General features: G+C 71.8%; 14 protein-coding genes. 5 read left to right on the top strand and 9 right to left on the bottom strand.

The features are described from left to right. Positions 1 to 84: 84 nt before the first annotated feature. Both CLV71_RS03345 and CLV71_RS03340 read right to left on the bottom strand, forming a co-directional pair. Positions 85 to 1,356 (bottom strand): MFS transporter, encoded by a 1,272-nt coding sequence (locus CLV71_RS03345; RefSeq protein ID WP_133901032.1) that lies wholly within the window; start codon positions 1,354 to 1,356, stop codon positions 85 to 87. Positions 1,357 to 1,374: 18 nt separating this feature from the next. After that, complete coding sequence (locus CLV71_RS03340) at positions 1,375 to 2,463, bottom strand: SagB family peptide dehydrogenase (RefSeq protein ID WP_133901031.1); 1,089 nt, start codon at positions 2,461 to 2,463, stop codon at positions 1,375 to 1,377. A gap of 362 nt (positions 2,464 to 2,825) precedes the next feature. Here CLV71_RS03340 and CLV71_RS03335 point away from each other — a divergent pair, with 362 nt between their 5' ends. Then, positions 2,826 to 5,861 (top strand): AfsR/SARP family transcriptional regulator, encoded by a 3,036-nt coding sequence (locus CLV71_RS03335; RefSeq protein WP_133901030.1) that lies wholly within the window; start codon positions 2,826 to 2,828, stop codon positions 5,859 to 5,861. A gap of 43 nt (positions 5,862 to 5,904) precedes the next feature. Here the strand turns inward: CLV71_RS03335 and CLV71_RS03330 are convergent, their stop codons facing one another. Genes CLV71_RS03330 through CLV71_RS03320 form a run of 3 tightly spaced genes read right to left on the bottom strand, consistent with a single transcriptional unit; the run spans position 5,905 to position 7,451 of the window. Then, positions 5,905 to 6,366, bottom strand: a complete 462-nt coding sequence (locus CLV71_RS03330; RefSeq protein ID WP_133901029.1) for a P-loop NTPase family protein — start codon at positions 6,364 to 6,366, stop codon at positions 5,905 to 5,907. A 56-nt stretch (positions 6,367 to 6,422) separates the two neighbouring features. After that, positions 6,423 to 6,782 (bottom strand): DUF1801 domain-containing protein, encoded by a 360-nt coding sequence (locus CLV71_RS03325; protein WP_133901028.1) that lies wholly within the window; start codon positions 6,780 to 6,782, stop codon positions 6,423 to 6,425. A gap of 12 nt (positions 6,783 to 6,794) precedes the next feature. Then, positions 6,795 to 7,451, bottom strand: coding sequence for a DUF998 domain-containing protein (locus tag CLV71_RS03320; RefSeq protein ID WP_133901027.1), 657 nt, complete (start codon positions 7,449 to 7,451; stop codon positions 6,795 to 6,797). A gap of 138 nt (positions 7,452 to 7,589) precedes the next feature. Here CLV71_RS03320 and CLV71_RS03315 point away from each other — a divergent pair, with 138 nt between their 5' ends. The 3 genes from CLV71_RS03315 (at position 7,590) to CLV71_RS03305 (ending at position 13,201) form a co-directional block, all read left to right on the top strand. After that, complete coding sequence (locus CLV71_RS03315; RefSeq protein ID WP_133901026.1) at positions 7,590 to 7,910, top strand: YciI family protein; 321 nt, start codon at positions 7,590 to 7,592, stop codon at positions 7,908 to 7,910. 10 nt (positions 7,911 to 7,920) lie between these two features. Beyond that, positions 7,921 to 9,921: a sigma-70 family RNA polymerase sigma factor gene (locus tag CLV71_RS50395; protein WP_341771423.1), complete on the top strand. Its 2,001-nt coding sequence runs from the start codon at positions 7,921 to 7,923 to the stop codon at positions 9,919 to 9,921. Between the two features lie 94 nt (positions 9,922 to 10,015). Continuing rightward, positions 10,016 to 13,201: an AfsR/SARP family transcriptional regulator gene (locus CLV71_RS03305; protein ID WP_243866195.1), complete on the top strand. Its 3,186-nt coding sequence runs from the start codon at positions 10,016 to 10,018 to the stop codon at positions 13,199 to 13,201. Here CLV71_RS03305 and CLV71_RS03300 read toward each other — a convergent pair. Further along, a complete protein-coding gene (locus CLV71_RS03300; protein ID WP_133901025.1) occupies positions 13,134 to 13,574 on the bottom strand; it encodes a hypothetical protein in 441 nt (146 codons plus the stop codon). The genes CLV71_RS03305 and CLV71_RS03300 overlap by 68 nt on opposite strands. 150 nt (positions 13,575 to 13,724) lie before the next feature. Between CLV71_RS03300 and CLV71_RS03295 the strand changes: the two genes are divergently transcribed. Further along, the gene (locus CLV71_RS03295) at positions 13,725 to 14,585 is read left to right on the top strand and encodes a DUF4394 domain-containing protein (protein ID WP_133901024.1); all 861 of its coding nucleotides are present in this window, start codon (positions 13,725 to 13,727) and stop codon (positions 14,583 to 14,585) included. Positions 14,586 to 14,627: 42 nt separating this feature from the next. On the opposite strand, the gene CLV71_RS03290 is transcribed toward CLV71_RS03295, so the two are convergent. Genes CLV71_RS03290 through CLV71_RS03280 form a run of 3 tightly spaced genes read right to left on the bottom strand, consistent with a single transcriptional unit; the run spans position 14,628 to position 18,712 of the window. Then, positions 14,628 to 15,263, bottom strand: coding sequence for a response regulator (locus tag CLV71_RS03290; RefSeq protein ID WP_133901023.1), 636 nt, complete (start codon positions 15,261 to 15,263; stop codon positions 14,628 to 14,630). Continuing rightward, a complete protein-coding gene (locus tag CLV71_RS03285; protein WP_133901022.1) occupies positions 15,260 to 16,264 on the bottom strand; it encodes a sensor histidine kinase in 1,005 nt (334 codons plus the stop codon). Before CLV71_RS03285 ends, CLV71_RS03290 begins: the two co-directional genes overlap by 4 nt. Before the next feature lie 18 nt (positions 16,265 to 16,282). After that, positions 16,283 to 18,712, bottom strand: coding sequence for an alpha/beta fold hydrolase (locus CLV71_RS03280; RefSeq protein WP_133901021.1), 2,430 nt, complete (start codon positions 18,710 to 18,712; stop codon positions 16,283 to 16,285). Between the last annotated feature and the right edge of the window lie 7 nt (positions 18,713 to 18,719).

The raw sequence follows: 18,719 nt of genomic DNA, 5'->3' as shown, positions 1-18,719 counted from the left end.
TCCTAGGTTCTTTATGGGCGCGGACAGTTCACGGACACACGACGGACAGCGACCCGCCGGTCGCCACAGGTGATGGGGGCGGCGTTACTGAACCGTGTCGCCGCGAGGCGGAATAGTACGCGGTGCGACCGCGATCGGCGAGGACTTGCTCGCGCGAACCCAGGCCACGGACAGGACGACCACCATCGCGGTGCCGATGACCCCGGAGGTCGAGATCACCGTGGAGGACAACGCGTTCTGGGCGGCGAGCCCGAAGATCAGGATGGCGATGCCCTGCGTGACGCGCATCGTCATGGTGAGCAGTCCCACCGCCTGTCCGCGCATCTCGTCCGGCACGGCCTGGGTGAACTCGGCGGCGAGCGGGATCCAGAAGTACAGGGCGATCCCGGAGGCCACGACCAGCAGGCTGGCGGCCAGCACACCGGGCACCAGGACGAACAGCGCCAGCGGTGCACAGCAGGTGATCGACAGGAGCACGACGTGCTTGGTGCGCTGGTCCGGGATGACCATGGGGAGCAGCCACAGCCCGATGACGATGCCCGCGGGACCGGAACCCATCAGCAGTCCGCCGACGGCGGACCCGTGGCCGATCTGGACCGAGTACGGCGCCGCGAGCGTCTCACTCGCGAGCGTCGCGGCGATGGGGAACGTGAACAGCATGATCAGCCACAGCCGCGGATGCGCGGTGATGTAACGGAACGCGGCGCGGGTGGAGCCGAGCCAGGTCGGCGCGGAGTCGGCGTGTGCGGTCGCCGGACGGGCCAGCACCCCGAGCAGGATCGCGAGTGCGGACAGGGCGAAGGTCGCGGCGTTGAACACCAGCACCACGGACAGACCGGTGAGCCCGACGATCACGCCGCCTGCCGCGTAACCGACGGTGTAGGCGACGTGGTTGACCAGCTGCGTGACCGCGGTCCCCTTCACGAGCCGCCTTCCGGGCAGCACCACGGACATGGTGGAGATGTAGGCGCTGTTGAACGGCGCGTCCACCAGCCGCACGACGAAGAGCAGGACCCACAACGCGAGCAGCGGCATCCCCGGGATCGCCATGACCAGCAAGAGAAGCGCCCGCCCGACGTCGGTGACCACCATGACCACGCGGCGGGGGTACCGGTCGGCCAGACCGGCCAGCACCGGGCCGCCGATCAGGTCCGGCAGCGTGGTCAGTGCGAAGGTGATGCCCATGAGTGCCGTGGACTTCGTCTCGGCGAAGACCGCGATGACCAGCGCGGCACGCGCGATGTAGTCGCCGATGGTGGAGAGCGTGCGACTGGTGAACAGCGCCCGGAACTCACGCTCGGCGAAGATGTCCGCGTAGGTGACGCGGTCGTCGCGTGCGTGGTCGTCCCCCGGCAACTCGACGCCCTCCCGTGACTACTCTCCGTGTTCGATTGAGGTCGCGCGTGTTGGCATCCCAATCACTGAACAGCCCATCACCAATTCATCGGTTGCGTCAATCCCCAAGAGGTCCTCGAGTTTCTCGTCCTGGATCGCCGCGGTGAAGGTCACGCCGAGGCCCAGCGCGGCTGCCAGCAGGTACACCGTCTGGCTGAGGTGTCCGACGTCGAGATGGAGCATCCGGTACGTGCGGGGCGTGGAGTACTTCCACGTGCTCCGCGCGAGCACGCAGGTGTAGAAGACCACGCAGCCACTGCCCGCCACCCAGTCCTGGTCCCCCAGCAGTGCCACGAGCGCGTCGGCCGACACGGGCGGCCCGACCCACTCCAGCTCGCATCGCCTGGTGTTCAGGTGGTACAGACCGCCACGGAGCCCGGCGACCCCGTGTGCGTTGAGGTAGAGCTCCGTGGGGTGCCGGCCACCGCCGGAAGGGGAGGTCTTGAAGGCGGTCTGGGTCGGCTCGTCGATCTCGGTGATCCCCCCGGCCCGCCGCAGCAGTGCGCTGATCGCCTCGAACGGCACGGGTGCGCCGCTGAACCGGCGCGTGCTGCGGCGGTTGGCAAGGACGTCCAGGAAGTCGGCGCCCGCCAACGGCGTGTCGGTCAGGGGAACCCGGTGCGTGGTCTCCAGTTCGTGGCTGACCGGTGGCGGCGGCTCGTGCTCGAGGCGTTCGGCCAGCCGTTCCTGATCGGCGTCGGTCGTGAGGAACCGCTGGTCGCGGAGGTTGCGGGTCTCCGTGTGGAACAGGGCGACGAGCCGGCCCCAGCGACCCCAGGCCGCCTCGTTGGCGTTCTCGACGCGGTGTCGTTCCGACTGCCACGTGACGAGGACGCCAGCCGCGCGCAGCCGCTCGGCGACGGCGACCAGGAACTCGGCGTGGTCGTCGTCGCGGGCGTGCACGCGGAGCCGGCTCAGCGGTTGCCACACGGTGAAACAGCGCAGCACGAGGTCGGCCTCCTCGCCGATGGCGAAGCGCCGGTGTGTCAGGGTGTCGTGCCAGACGAGCTGATCGGCGTGCCGCAGCAACGCGCCACAGGACGAGATGCGCAACCGGGGATCGGGCACGTGCGATCAGTCGGCGCAGGCGTGCAGGTCAGTCACCGTCCGGGTGCCGCTCGGCCCAGCCGCTCAGAATCTCGGCGGGCAGGTATTCGTCGGATAACTCAATGACGACGGTGTCGGCGGCTGACGTGTTCATCGCGTGCTCCTCATGCCGGGCATGGCTCGCGACAAGGGTAGCGTACGGCGATTACCAAGCTGTCGCGAGGAAATCGTCAACGGGTCTCGGTTCGAGTTTGCCGGACTCTTACCACGAGTCGGGTGACGCGGATTATCATGCCGGGTGAACGGGCGGCATCCGCTCGTGTGCGTTGGGTAGCGAAAAGGCGTCGGGCGGACACGGAGAGGGCAGCGGTGCGGTGCCTCTAATGGAGTTCCGTGTCCTAGGACCGGTCGCGGTTCTGCGTGCCGGCGGGCCGGTGCACGTTCCCGCCGGGAGCCAGCAGGTGGTCCTGGCGGCCCTGTTGCTGCGTACGAACCAGGTCCTGCCCGTCGGCGAGCTGGTCGAGTGGCTCTGGGACGACGAGCCCCCGAGCGACGCCTGGGAGAGCGCGAAGGCCTATGTCCGCAGGCTGCGCCGCACGCTGGAGGCCCCCGAGCTGATCGAGGCGCTGCCGGACGGGTTCCGCCTCATCGTGCCGGACACGGCGGTCGACCTGCTGCGGTTCCGCCGCCTGCTCCGGGAGGCGGAGACGCTGCAGGGTGCGGAGCAGCTCGACCGGCTCGACGCCGCACTCGCGCTGTGGGGCGACGAGCCGCTGGCGAGCCTGGCGCCGAGCACCGCGAAGTCGCGGGCCGTGCACGGGCTGGTCGACGAGTACGGCCAGGCGGTCGAGAGACGTGCCGACGCGTACCTGGACCTCGGCAGGCACGCCGAGCTGGTCACCGACCTGCGTGCGATGACCGCACGCCACCCCGACCGCGAGCGCGTGTGGTCCCAGCTGATGGTGGCGCTGTACCGGTCCGGCAAGCGGGTGGAGGCGCTCGCGGCCTACCGGCGTGCCCGCGCCTACCTGGCCGACGAGTTCGGCATCACGCCGGGGTCCGAGCTGGAGCGCACCCAGCACGGGGTGCTCACCGACACCCTCGACAACGTGGTCACCACCGCGGTGGCCAACGCGTCGGCCCCGACGATCGTGCGCCTCACCCCGGCGCAGCTGCCTGCCAACATCGGCGACTTCGTCGGGCGCGCCGACGACCTGGCCGCCGCGCGCGCGGCGCTGACCGCGCCGTTCGGCGCGAGCGCACCCGTGCTCGTCATCAGCGGCATGCCAGGGGTCGGCAAGAGCGCGTTCGCGATCAGGCTCGCCCACGAGGTGCGTACCAGATTCCCCGACGGCCAGCTGTTCATCGACCTCCACGGCTACTCCGAGCACCTGCCGCTGAGTCCGGCGCGGGTACTCAGCCGCATCCTGCCCGCGCTGGGCCTGCCGTCCACCCAGGTCCCGACCGACCTCGAGGACCTCACCAACACCTACCGCAGCCTGGTCGCCGACCGCCGCATCCTGCTCGTGCTGGACAACGCGGCGAACGCCAAGCAGGTGAGCGACCTGATCCCCGCGGCCCCGGCGTCCGCCGTGCTGATCACCAGCCGGTCGCAGATGCCGAGCCTCGCCGCGCTGAGCGGGGCGAGGCTGCTGTCACTGCCGCCGCTCTCCCCGCGGGACGCCGAACAGCTCATCCGCTCGATCCTGGCCACGGCCCCGCAGCCGGCCGACACCGAGGTCGCGCAGATCATCGAGCTGTGCGGGCACCTGCCGCTCGCCATGCGCATCGCGGCCACGGCCTACCTGCACAACTCACGCCCGCTGTCCGACTTCATCAACGAGCTGGAACAACACGACCGACTCGCCGCGCTGACGATCGCCGACGACCCACGCGCCACGGTGCGTGCCGTGTTCGACCTGTCGTACCGGACGCTCAGTCCGGACGCGGCACGCCTGTTCCGGCTGCTGAGTCTCGTGCCAGGCCCCGACTTCTGCCGGAACTGCGCCCAACACGTGGCCGGCGTCTCCGCGACACAGGCCGAGCAGTCACTCGGTGAGCTGACCGCGGCCAGCCTCATCCACCCCGGCCGGCCGAGGCACTACCGGTTCCACGACCTCGTGCGCCTGTACGCCCACGACCGGTGCGTCACCGAGGACGACCCGGCCGGCCTGCACGCCGCGGTCGCGCGTCTGCACAGTTACTACGTCACCACCGCCGACGCCGCCGCGGACGCCCTGTACCCGACGTGGATCCGCCTGCCGCGCACCCACCCCAGCATCGCGGCGGCCGACGAGGCCCCCACGGTGCCGAACGCCACGCAGTGGATGAGCGACGAGGGGCCCAGCCTGATCGCGACCATCCGCTACACCGCCCAGTACGGGCCGGTGCAGATCGCCTGGTACCTGTCCGAGTCGCTGCGCGCGTACGTCGTGACCCACGGCGAGTACCGGATCGAGGCGCTCGGCGCGTTCGAAACCGCGTTGAAGGCCGCACGAGACGCCGGGGACCGCCGTGCCATGGCCGCCATCCACTACGCCTTCACCTCGGTCTACCTGCGCATTCGGGATATCCAAAGCGCGCTCCCCCACATCAGGGCCGAGTTGGACCACCACCTCGAGCTCGGGTTCGTCGAAGGAGAGGCCCGCGTTCGCATCACCCTTGGCGAGGCGTTGACGACGCAGGGATACCTGCGGGACGCGGCCGACCAGATCAGCGAGGGTTTACGCCTGGCCGAGGAGCACGACTTCACCGATCTCCAGCTGTTCGCACTGCTGAACTTCGCCATCCTCGAGGAGTGGCGGGACCAGCTCGACGCCGCCAAGAAACACGCGCTGTCCGCGTTCGACCTGATTGACGCCACGTCCAACAGCTCGACCAAAGGCGCGACGCACGCCACGCTCGGCATGATCATGATTCGCCGCGGCGAGTTCGACGCGGCCATCGAACAACACCTCGCGGCGCTCGAATGCTACCGGCAGGGCGGCGACCAGCACTCGGAGTCGGACGCACTGCGCGGGCTGGCGCACGCCTACTCGAAGACCGGAAACATCAAGGCGTCGATAGCGAACGCGACGAAGGCCCTCGCGGTCGCCGAAGAATTGGGTGACGAGTACGACATCACCGATTCCCTGATTTCGCTCGCGGCCATTTACCACGAGCTCGGACTGACCACCCAGGCGCGCTCTCATGCCGAATCCGCGCTAAAAATGTCGGACGAGCTGGAATACACCAAGGCTCATGTCGAAGCCACCCTCCAGTTGGCGACGATCGCGAAGTCCGAGGGAAAACTCGACCAGACCGAGGAACACGCACTTTATGCCATCGATCTCGCCCGCAAAGGGGAACTTCTGCGATTACGGGGCGATGCCGAAACACTCCTCGCCTGGGTCACCCACGAAAAGGGAAACCAGGCGTAGGGCCCGGGTCCCGCCACCCAGGAGAGCGACACGAGCGGAGAGGTCATCGCCACCGCCTCCTGAACCGTTCGACGGCGCGAGGGTTCCTGAGCACGTGTAGTTCCGCGCGGTTGGCGTGTTCCGCGACGGCCGCCATGACGGCGGGGAGGCCGCGGCGGCGGTAGGTGACGAGCCAGTGCCAGAAGGCCCGGTTCTCGCGCGAGCGGCGCAGTGCCCGCCACGCGCAGCGCCACAGCGCGAAGTCCAGCACGACGACGGTGTCGGCGGCGGGCAGCCGTGCGGCGAGGACGTCGTAGGGGCCGAGGTCGCCGTCGAGGACCCACCGTTCTCCGGCACACAGCCCGCGCTGCGTCGCGGCCCACCGGTCCTTGGGCGTGGGACGCAGATCCGGCCGCCAGAAGAGCTTGTCCAGCTCGACGACCTCGAGGCCGAGCGCCGCGCCGAGGTCGACGGCGAGCGTCGACTTGCCCGCTCCACCGCGGCCGAGGACGACGACCCTTCTCATGCCCACATTGAAGCGGAGCGCCGGGAGTGGTCTCCCGGCGCTCCGCTCGTGGTCGGTCACCTGCCGCCGTCGAGTGCCGCGGCCTGGCGCAGCCAGCCCGTGAACAGGTCGGCGTCGACGTCGTCGAGGCTGCGGAGCTTCACGCCCGCCATGGCCCGGGCGCCCGCGGTCAGGCGGCCGGACGGGTCGTCGACCTCCTGACCGCGCCAGAGCGAGAAGGTCACGTACGTGCTCCGGGCCTTGATCAGACAGACCGGGGACCGGCCCGGCGCTGAGCCCAGGCTCCACACCGGGTGTCCGTGCCACACGACGCCGGTGCCGGGGAGTTCCGCGTCGACGAGCCGCACGAGCTGTTCGGCGATCCGGCGCTGGGGCTCGGGGAGGGTGGTGACGTAGTCCGAAACGGTGGTCGGCATGGCGAAGTCCCTTCAGTGCGCGGTGGTCAGGCGGGCGGCGACCGTGGAGACCCAGAGCATGGCGGCGATCGCGCCGACGGCGAGGGTGATCGAGCCGCCCGCGCCGCCGGTCATGGCCCAGCAGTCGCCGACGAGCAGTGCGGTGCCCGCGATCCGGGACAGGACCGCGGCCCCGCGGTCGCCCGCGCGGCCGAAGTGGCGGCCCAGCACGTAGCAGGCGGCGATCAGCGAGGCGAACGTGACGGTGCCCGCGACCATGTGGCCGTAGCTGTGCCAGCTGAGCGCGGTGGGCACACCCGCCGGCGTGCCGATCGGGAAGCCGTCGGCAGGGTCCATCACGAACACCCCGGCGGCGGCCAGCCCGATCCCGCTGATCCGGACCAGCCTCGGCACCCACGTGCCGCCCGGACGGCCGTGCAACGCCACGCGCAGGCCACGTGCCCCCAGAACCGTCAGCACGCCCGCGACCAGGAAGTTCGCGATCTGCAGCCAGCCAAGGTCGCCGTCGCTCAGCGCGCTGAGCGGGTGGCGGGAGATGTCGAAGCCCTCCCTGGTCGCGGCCTGTGCCAGGGACACGACCGCCCACAGGGGTCCGGCGACGGCCCCGCAGACGAGCAGTGTCCGCGTGTGTGAGGTGGTGGTCGGGACGGCGGTCGCGGTGGTGGTCATGGCTTGCTTCCTCTCTCGGTGGTGCTGTCACCCCCACGTCGATCTCGTCCGTGTGACAGGGAACGCGTACATTCCCTGTCACATGGACCCGTTCGACGCGGTGGTGACAGCAGGACCGAACGACGAAGGAGAAACACCATGCGCTACCTCATGACCTCCAGGGGCGGCGACGCACCCGACGAGAAGCTGTTCACCGAGATGGCCGCGTTCATCGAGGAGATGACCGCGAGCGGTGTCCTGCTCGCCACCGGCGGCCTCGACCCGGCCGGTGTCCTCCTCACCTCCGAGGGCGACGAGATCACCGTGACGGACGGCCCGTTCACCGAGGCCAAGGAGGCCGTGGCCGGCTTCGCGCTGGTCGAGGTCCGGTCCAAGGAGGAGGCGGTCGAGCTGGGCCGCCGCTTCCGCCGGATCGTCGGCGACGGGGAGAGCATGATCCAGCAGGTCTTCGGCCCGTGACCGGGTCGCGGTGCCGGTCCGGCCCGACCCGGGCCGGCACCCCGTGACGGGTGCGCACGGCGCCGTCGACGCGGTCTGGAAGGCCGAGTCGGCGAGGATCATCGCCGCGCTCACCCGCATGGTGCACGACGTCGGCCTCGCCGAGGAGCTGGCGCAGGACGCGCTGCTCGCCGCGTTGGAGCAGTGGCCGGCACGCGGCGTCCCGGACAACCCGGGTGCGTGGCTGACCACCGCGGCCAAGCGCCGCGCGGTCGACCACCTCCGGCGCGCCAGGCGGCTCGAGACCCGCCAGGCCGAGCTGGCGCGCGAGGCGGACCAGCGCGACGACCTGCCCGAGTCCCAGGACGACGTCCTGCGGCTGATGTTCCTGTCCTGCCACCCGGTGCTGCCGACCGAGGCACGTGTGGCACTCACCCTGAGGCTCGTGGCCGGCCTCACGCCCGAGGAGATCGCCCGCGCCTTCCTCGACAACGAGCCGAGGGTCATCCGGCGCATCTCCGACGCGAAGCGGACGCTCGCGCGGGAGGGGGTGCCGTTCGAGCTGCCGGGCACCGACGAGCTGGCCGGGCGACTATCCTCGGTGCTCGAGGTCGTCTACCTGGTCTTCAACGAGGGCTACTCGGCGACGGCGGGCGACGACCTGCTTCGTCCCGGCCTGTGCCTCGAGGCGTTGCGCCTCGGTCGGCTGCTGGCGGAGCTGGCGCCCGGACAGGCCGAGGTGCACGGACTGGTCGCGCTGATGGAGATCCAGGCGTCACGCACGGCGGCGCGGACCGGCCAGGACGGCGAGCCCGTCCAGCTGCACGAGCAGAACCGGGGCCGGTGGGACCCGTTGCTCATCCGCCGGGGGTTCACCGCGATGCTGCGGGCCCGCGACCTCGGCGGTCCACCAGGGCCCTACGTGCTGCAGGCGGCCATCGCGGTGTGCCACGCACAGGCACGGACCGCCGAGGACACCGACTGGGCGCAGATCGCGTCGCTGTACGACGCGTTGGTCCGGCTCCGGCCGACACCGGTCGTCCGCCTCAACCGCGCGGTGGCGCTCGGCATGGCCCACGGGCCGCACGCGGGTCTGGAGGTCGTCGACGCCCTGGTCGTGGACCCGGCGCTGCGTGACTACCACCTGCTGCCCGCCGTGCGGGGTGATCTCCTCGTCCGCCTCGGCCGCGAAGCCGAGGCCCGGCGCGAGTTCGAGCGGGCCGCGGCCCTCACCCGCAACGCCGCCGAACGGGCCTTCCTGTCGCGTCGCGCGAGCGGCCTGCGGTCCGACGACGGCCCGACCCTCGAACAGGCCGCGGCGGAGTTCCTCGGTGGCCTCGACGGCCAGACCGCGCGCTCCTACGGACAGACGCTGCGCCGACTGTGCCTGGCGCTCGGTGGCCGGCTCCCCCTCGCGTCGCTGTCCGCCGACGACGTGGCGCGGGTGTTCGACACGGCATGGGGGCGGACGGCTGCGCGGACGTGGAACCGGCACCGGTCGGCCACGCGGTCGTTCGGCGCCTGGGCCGGCCTCGCCGATCTCACCGCGAACGTGGACCGCAGGCCGCAGACACCGTGCGAGACGGCGTACCTGGGCGCCGAGGTGCTCGACGCGCTGTGGCGGCTGCCCGGTCTCCCGCTGCGGGAACACACGCTGTGGCGGCTGCTGCACGAGTCGGGCGCAGGCGTGCGGGCGGTGCTGTCGCTCGACGTCGAGGACCTCGACCTGGACGACCGCCGCGCGCGGGCAGGTGCCGGGTGGGTCGGCTGGCGATCCGGCACCGCAGGCCTGTTGCCCGAGCTGCTGGGCGGGCGCCGCCGCGGTCCCCTGTTCCTCGCCGACCGGCGCCCCGCGCCCGCCCGGCCCGTCGCGGCTGCGGACCTGTGCCCCGAGACCGGCCGCGGCCGCCTGTCCTACGAGCGGGCGGAGTACCTCTTCAAGCACACCACCCGGCCCCTCGACCCGGCGGGCGACGGCTACACCCTGCGCCAGCTCAGGTCCCGGCAGCCGAAGCGTCGCCGTCCACAGTAGACACTCGGCCGCGAGAGTTACACCAACTGGTCGTTGTGAGGCGTGGCCGGGGTGAATTACGGTCGACTCGTCTGGGGACATGGGGTGAGTTCACGTGGTGGGGGTTGTACGCGTCCAGGTGCTCGGCCCGCTTCGGGCGTGGCACGACGGCGGCGAGATCGACCTCGGCCCACCGGGCAGGCGGGCCGTACTCGGCCTGCTCGCACTCGCGGGCGGCGAGGCGGTCACCATCCGGGACCTCGTCGACGCACTATGGGCCGACCGCCCGCCACGCAGCGCCCTGAACGTGCTGCAGACACACGTGAAGCACCTGCGCAGGCTCATGGAACCCGACCGGCCACCACGCGGTTCCAGCCAGGTGCTCCCCCGGCTCGGCGGTGGCTACGCGGTCAACCGGGACGCCGTGGACGTCGACCTCCTGCACGTGCGCGGGCTCGTCGCCGAGGCGTCCGCCGTGCACCGGGACGGCGACACCGCACGGGTCACGGAGCTGCTCGGGAAGGTGCTGCGGCTGTGGCGCGGCAGACCGCTCGCCGATCTTCCCTTCCTGGCCAAGAACCCCACGGTCGTCGCGCTGGTCGCGGAGCGGAGGAAGCTGGTCGCCAGGTACGGCGACGCGATGATCGCGAGCGGGGCCGCGGCGGACGCGTTGCCCGACCTCACCGAGGCCGCCGAGGAACAGCCGCTCGACGAGCCGGCACAGGCGCGGCTGATCAGCGCCTACCACGCCGTCGGGCAGCGGGCGGCGGCTTTCCGGCTGTACCACGAGGTTCGCGACCGGCTCGTGGAGGAGCTGGGGGTGGACCCCGGTCCCGAGCTGCGCGCGGCACACACCGCGCTGCTCGCCGACGACCACGACACCGAGGTGACAGCCGCACCCCGTCCCACGCACCGGACGCCGAAACAGCTGCCCGCCCAACCACACGGGTTCACCGGCAGGACGACCCAGCTGTCCACTTTGGACGCCCTGCTGCCCGGCACGCAAACCGTCGGCGCACCCGCGATCGTGGCGATCTCCGGTACCGCGGGTGTCGGCAAGACCGCGCTGGCCGTGCACTGGGCGCACCGGGTCCGGGACCGGTTCCCCGACGGGCAGCTCTACGCGAACCTGCTCGGGCACGCGCCCGGCTCCCCCGCGCCGCCGGTCGAGATCCTCGCGCGGTTCCTGTCGGCACTCGGCATCGCGGCCGACCGGGTGCCCACCGACCAGGAGACCGCCTCCGCGCTGTACCGGACGCTGACGACCGACCGGAAGATGTTGGTACTGCTGGACAACGCCGCGTGTCCCGAACAGGTCCGGCCGCTGCTGCCCTCGGGTGCGGGCTGCCTGGTGGTCGTGACGGGCCGCGAGACCATGGGCGGCCTCGTCGCCACCTCGGGTGCCCGCACCCTCACCCTCGACGTCCTGAGCGGCGACGACGCGATCGAGCTGCTGGCACACGTGCTCGGCCCGGAGCGGGTCCGTGCCGAGCACGCGGCGGCCGTCGAGTTCGCCGAGCTGTGCGTGCACCTGCCGCTGGCGCTGCGGATCGCGGCGGCCAACCTCGCGGGCAGCCCGTGGCGTGGCGTGTCCGAGTACGTGGCGGAGCTGCGGACCGGCAACCTGTTGGCAGCGCTCGCGATGCGCGGCGACGAGCACACGGCCGTGCGCACGGCCTTCGGCCTGTCCTACACCGCGTTGCCCGACGCGGCCAGGCGCGTGTTCCGCCTGCTGAGCCTCGCGCCGGGCACCGACGTGAGCGCCGAGGCGGTCGCCGTGCTGAGCGAGGTGGACCTGGCCCGCGCGACCGACGTGCTGGAGCGCCTCACCGCCGCGCACCTCGTCGAGCACCACGCGCGCGGCCGCTACCGCTTCCACGACCTGCTGCGCAGGTACGCGGCGGAGCAGGCGGAGCGGGAGGAGTCCGCAGCGGGTCGCGAGGCGGCCGTGGCGCGGCTGTACGACTGGTACCTGCGCACGGTCGACGGCGCGGCCGGGCGGCTCTACCCGCACATGCTCCGGTTGCCGGTGCCCGAATCCGACGGTGACCTCCCCTCGGAGTTCGCGCAGCCCGCGGGTGCGTCGGGCTGGCTGGACACCGAGCTGGCCAACCTCGTCGCCGCGATCCGGCACGCGGGCCCGCACCCGGTGGCGTGGCAGCTCGCCGACGCGCTGCGCGGCTTCTTCTGGATGAGCATGCGGCGGATGGAGTGGCATGCGGCGGCCGAGGCGGCGCTGGCCGCGGCCGACGCGGCCGGTGACCCGCGCGCACGGGCCGCCGCGCGCCTCAACCTCGCCGACCTGCACTTCCGCCAGAGCAGGTACGCACCGGCCGTCCGGCACTACACACACGCGCTTCTCCTTGCCCACCAGGCGGGTTGGCAGGCGGCGGAGGCGGCCGTGCTCGGCAACCTCGGCCTCGTGTACTGGCGCTCCGGGCGGCTCACGGCGGCCGCGCGGCGGTTCGCACGCGGGCTGGCGCTGAGCAGGAGCATCGGCCAGCGGGCGGGCGAGGCGGTCGCGCTCGGCAACCTCGGACTGGTCGCGTGGCGCCTCGGCAGGCTGGCGGAGGCACAGGAGCACTTCGGGGAGGCGCTGCGGCAGTGCCGCCGTATCGGGTCCGTGTACGGCGAGGCGATCAGCCTCGCGAACCTCGGCAGGGCGCGGCGCGTGGCCGGGCACCCGGTCGAGGCGACCGAGCTGCTCATCACCGCACTGGCCCTCTACCGCGAGGCGGGCAACCGCAGCGGCGAGGCGGAGACGCACGGCCACCTGGCCGCCGCGTACGCGGAACTCGGGCGGCGCGACGAGGCGTTCGAGCACTGCCGCGCCGGTCTCACCATGGCCCGCGAGACCGGCGACCCCCGGCTGGAGACGGAGGTGCTGACCACGTTCGCCACCGTGCACCACCGGTACGGCCACCGCGAGGACGCGATCCGCCACTTCGGCGAGGCGCTGGCGTTGATCCGCACGACCGGCGACCGCTACCCCGAGGTGGACGCCCTCGTCGGCCTCGCGACGGCGACCGGGGACGCGGAGCACGCCAGACACGCACTCGCGCTGGGCGAACGGGAGGGGTACCGGGCGCTGCGGGGCCAGGCACTGACCGCGCTCGCCGAGATCCTCCTCGCCGGGGGCAGACCCGCCGACGCCGCGGCGCACGCCGGTCTTGCGCTGGCCGTGCACCGGGAGACCGGTCACCGGCTCGGGGAACGCCGCGCGCTCGCGGTGCTCAGCCGCGCGGCGCCGACGACCGGTCGACCCCCTTGTCCACCACCCAGCTCCGCCCGTCGGGACTGACCCCGAGAACCGACCACGGGTATTCGTAGTCCTCGGTCCCGCACCAGAACTCGCCCATGGCGAAACCGGTCACCTCCTTTCCGTCCGGCCGCTGCGTCTCCTCGTTGCTCGCCCAGACACAGCCGCTTCCCGACACCACCTCGTGGGTGACCACGGGCACCGTCCACTCGACGGTGCCGTCGGTCGCGCACCAGACGAGGTAGTGGTCGTACGACCAGTGGCCGGGGCTCTCGAGGTGCACCTCCACCGACCGGTGCGGGACGCTCGCACAGGGCGGCAGAGCCGGTGTCTCGGCGGCGTCCGAGGCCATCGGGACGCCGACGAGGAGGGCCGCGCCCACCACCAGACCGGACACCGGATTTCTGAGTCGCATGGTTCCCCCTCGATTTCGGGTGCCCGTCAATATGCCGGGCGAAAAAGATTCACACAAGGCCGCTTCCGACGGCGTCCAATCGATGTCCAGTGGCCGTGAATAGCGTCCTCCCCGCCGGTTCCAGGGAAGACCACAGGAGAGGAAGATCCGATGACTTCGCGGATCAAAAAGGGAATCATCGCGGCGGTGACGGCAGTGGGTGCCGCGGCGGCGCTGACCATCGGGACCGCGGGCAGCAGTACGGCGACGACCCCGAGCGTGCAGGCGGTGGGCATCACCCAGGACGGCACGCTCATGGCCGCCTTCTACACCAACACTCCCCAGGTGCTGGACTGGGTCCAGGTCATTCAGGGGCTGTCCGGTGACGTCACCGCGGTCGGCATCGACTGGCGCGTGCAGAACAGGACTCTGTACCTGGTGGGCGACAAGGGTGGGATCTACACGGTCGCGGTGCCGACCACGCCGGGACAACCCGTGGTGGCCAGGAAGGTCTCGCAGCTGACCGTTCCGTTGTACGGCACCAGCTTCGGCGTCGACTTCAACCCGGCGGCCGACCGGCTGCGGGTGATCAGCGACAACGGCCAGAACCTGCGCCACAACCTCAACGACAACACCACGGTCGAGGACTCCACGCTGAACAACAACGGTTCGCCCGCGCGAGGGGTGACGGGTGCGGCGTACACGAACAACGACCTCAACGCCGACACCGCGACCACGTTGTTCGACGTCAACACTCTTCTGGACCAGGTGGTCATCCAGTCGCCACCGAACGCGGGCAGCCTTGCCGCGACCGGCGCGCTGACCGTCGACGCGGGCCTCCACGCGGGTTTCGACATCTACTCCGACACGGTGAACGGCAAGACCGTGGCGAACTTCGGTTTCGCCGCACTGGTCACACCGGACAACAAGGCGAACCTGTACGACGTCAACCTGCTCACCGGCACGGTGACGAGGATCGGCACGTTCCCGCTGTCGATCACGAGCATCGCGATCCCGCTCGACAACAACTGACCACGAACGTGAGCCCGCCCCCGCCGGCCTGCCGGGGCGGGCTCACGGCCCCGCGTGGCCGGTCTCCCAGGCCCACGTCGCGATGGCCACCCGGTTGCGGGCACCCGTCTTGCGCTGGACGTTCGCGATGTGGGTCTTGACGGTGCCCGGCGAGATGAACAGCTCGTCGGCGATCTCCGCGTTGGTGCGGGCCCCGGCCACGAGCCGCACGACGTCCAGCTCCCGCTCGGTGAGCGCCTCGTGCACGGGCCGTTCCTGCCTGAGGTGGCGGAGCAGCCGGACCGTCAACTGTGGACTGATCAGCATCTCGCCCCCGGCCGCCGCGCGGACGCCCTCGATCAGCAGCGCGGGCCCCGAGCGCTTGAGCAGGAACCCGCACGCGCCGTTGCGCAGCGCCGAGTACACGTACTCGTCCAGCTCGAAGGTCGTGATCACCACGACCGGCAGCGGGTCGACGACATCGGGCCCGGCGAGGTGTCGTGCCACCGCGATCCCGTCCCGCTTCGGCATCCGGATGTCGGCCAGCACGACGTCCGGCCGCAGCACCCTCGCCAGCTCGACGGCCGCGACCCCGTCCGCCGCCTCCCCGACGACCCGCAGGTCGGGCTCGGACTCGAGGATCCGCCGCAGGTTGCGCCGGACCATCTCCTGGTCGTCGGCGACGAGCACCCTGATCATGCGGGCACCACCACCCGCACCCGCCAGCCGGAGGGCCGCACGGGTCCCGCGGTCATCGTGCCGTCCAGCGCGGTGACCCACTCCGCCAGCCCGGCGAGCCCCGTGCCCCCGTGGCGGCGCGCCCTGCCGAACGACCGGCCACCGCCGCCGTCGTTGGTCACCTCGGCCACCACCCGGTTGCCGTCCCCGGTCACCAGCACGCGCACCGAGGTCGCCGTGCGTGCGTGCCTGCGGACGTTCGTCAGCGCCTCGAGCACCACGCGGTGCAGTGTCGCGGTGATCTCCCTGCGCGGCTCCGGCAGCGTGATGTCGCACGTCACCTCGGCGCGGGTACCGGCGGCGAACCGGTCGACGGCCGCACGCACCTCGTCCAGCGTGGTCACCTCGGCCGTGCCGTCGGCCGCCGTGCCCAGCAGGCGCAGCGCGCGGTCCATGGCCTCCAGCCCCCGGGTGCCCGCCTCCTCGATCTGGCGGAACGCGTCGTCCGGGTCGGTGTCGTCGAGCCTGCCCGCCTGCGCGGCGAGCACGACGCCGGTCATCTCGTGTGCCAGCCAGTCGTGCAGGTTCCGCGCGAGGTGCAGCCGCTGCTCACGGCGAGCCAGCTCCACCGCCCGCGCCCTGGCCCGGTCCAGCGACCGCAGGTACACCCCGACCCCGACCGCCGCGACCGCGAGCAGCGCCCACACCGCGCACACGCCCACGACCTCGGTCACCGGTGACGGCGGGGAGAGCCACAGCCCGATGCGCAGCGGCGACGCCGCGATCGCGGCGACCCCGAACGGGGCGAGCACCGGCGCCCTGCGCGTCGCGCTCGCCAGCACCACCAGCTGTCCCGCCGTCTCGACCAGCAGCCAGGCCGCGGTCGTGTTGTTGCCCGGCCCCCGGTACAGGACGGTCACCAGCACGGACAGGGCGATCGCGGCGACGGCGGGTGGGCGGGACCACCGAAGGGCCCCGCCCACCGCGAACGCCAGCGACGCCAGCGCCGAAACGACCAGCACCACCCGAGTATCCCGTCCCTACTCGCACAGGGCCGTGTCGACGGCGTCGAGCATGGCCCTGGACTGCTCCGGCGTGTTCGGCGAGGTGTTGACCACGATGCTCACCTGCCGCCCGTCCGTCGTGACACCCGACCGGGTCTGGAAGCCGAGTCCGCTGCCGCCGTGCGTCCAGCACTCCCCGCCGCACGACAGCGGCACCCGGATCAGCCCGAGACCGTACCCGGCGCCGGCGATCAGTTCCGGCGCGGGCACGGTCTTCCGCATCTCCGCCAGCTGCGCGGGTGCCAGGAGCCTGCCGTCGAGCAACGCGGAGAAGAACCTGTTCAGGTCGCCGACTGTGGACACCGCCTCGCCGCCCGCCCACACCAGCGACGGGTTGAGCGTGGTGACGTCGATCCGCCTGCCCTGGTCGTTGATCCGGTCCTCGGCGTCGACGTGTGCGTAGCCCTGCGCGTGCCTGCCGGGGATCGCGGCGGTGTCGCCGGGCAGCACGGTGTCACGCAGGTGCAGAGGCCGGAGGACCCGGTCGCGGACCTCGTCGGCGTAGGGGTGGCCGGTGACCGCCTCGACGATCATCCCGGCCAGCACGTAGTTGGTCGTCGAGTAGTGGAACTCCTTGGACAGGGGCGGGTTCGCGGTGGCGTCGGCCACCAGGCCCTCGGGCGTGTGGTGGTCGAGGCGGTGCGCCTCGTACCCGCCAGGCCCGAACACCGAGGAGTCGAAGTCGGGTACGCCGCTCGTGTGCTGGAGCACCTCCCGCACGGTGGAGTCCTCGTGGTAGGGCAGCACTCCTGGCAGGTACCGCGACATCGGCGCGTCCAGCTCGACCTTCCCCTCCCCCACCAGCTGCAGGACGACCGTCGCGACGAACGCCTTGGTGTTGCTGAAGATCCGCACGCGGTCGGTGGCACGCATCGGGCGTCCGGTCCTGACGTCGGCGACCCCGCTCGCCAGCGGGACGCCGTCGACCTCCGCCGCCGCGCCGGGGACACCCGTCGCGGTGGTCAGGTGCGCCAGCGCGCCGGCGAGCCCCGCGTGTGCCGAGGGACAGGTCATGTCCTCGGGCCGTGCGCCGTGCACCAGGAAGTCGGCGCCGATCTGCTGCACGCAGGCGTTGGCGCTGAACATGAACGCGCCGTGGCCGCCCTGGTCGACGCCGACGAGCCGGGCGCGGTCGCCGTACTGGCGGCGCAGCGCGGACGCGGCGCCGATGGTGGTGGCGGGGTCACGCAGGTTGTTGGTGAGCAGGATGTTCGAGCGGCCGCGGGGACTCACCCGGACCGGCGGGTCGGCCGGGTCGCTCGCCCAGTAGGCGCACGGCCAGATCGCCGCGCCGGCGCCCCCGGTCAGCGGGTACCGCTTCGCGTCGGCCTTCGCCTGTGTCGCGTAGACCTCGGGGTCGTGCGGGAACGTGCCGTCGGCGCAGAACACCCCCATCTCCGCGGACGCGTCGTTGTCGTCGTCGTACCAGACCTGCAGCTCGTCGCCGAGCTCCGCGGCAGCGGCGGCGTCGCGGTCGCGGACCGCGGTGATCATGCGGGCGGCCAGGGGGAACGCGCCGTCGTCGTACAGGCTCGCGAACAGCGTGATGCGCAGGTGGGCGCCGGTCAGCACGCCACTGGGCGTGGCCAGCGGGGTCCGGTCGAGACCGTCCACCAGCCCGAGGAACTCCTGCCGCACGTCGGCGGGGTCGCGCCCGAGGTAGGCGGCGAAGTCGCGGAACCGGACGTCCACGCCGGTGGTCATGCTGTCGCGGAAGGTGTTCCGCCACGCCGAGGCCGCGTCGACGTTGCTGTCCAGGAGCATCCGGTCGACGCGGTCGGGGAACATCGCGTCGTAGACCTCCCCGAGGTAGGTGCCGTAGGAGACGCCGACGTAGGTGATGGTGTCCTCGCCGAGCGCCGCGCGGATGCGGTCCATGTCGCGTGCCACGTCGGCGGTGCCCAGGAAGGGCACGAGCGGCTGGGCGGCGCACTTGTCGGCGATCCGGCGCGCACGCCCGCGCATGGCCGGTTCCCCGCCGGGCAGCGGCCACGGGAAGGTGAACTGCTCGTCCGGTGTGAGTCCACAGTGGACCGGCGCGCTGGTGCCGAACCCGCGCTGGTCGAAGCTGACGATGTCGTACGCGTCGAGCACGCTCCGCGGCACCAGCTCGTGGATGCGGGCGGTGTCGGTGAGGTGTGGCCCTGGGCCTCCCTGGTTCATGACGAGGGTGCCGCGCCGCAGGTCGGGCCGTTCGCTGCGCAGGCGGGAGATGTGGACGTCCAGCCCATCGCCGTCCGGGTGCCGGTAGTCGACGGGCACCCGCACGGTCGCGCACTCGGCACGCCCCTCGAACGGGCAGGGCCCCCAGGCCAGGTCCTCGGCGGTCGCCGGCGCCTGACCGAGTGCCACGACCCCGGCCACGACCCCGAGCAGGGTCAGCGTCTTCCGCATGGTCTTTCGCATGAACCGA

Origin of the sequence: Actinophytocola oryzae (assembly GCF_004364325.1) — a bacterium.
Lineage (GTDB): Bacteria > Actinomycetota > Actinomycetes > Mycobacteriales > Pseudonocardiaceae > Actinophytocola > Actinophytocola oryzae.
The sequence above is the reverse complement of the archived record's forward strand: the minus strand, read 5'-3'. Positions and strand labels throughout refer to the sequence as shown.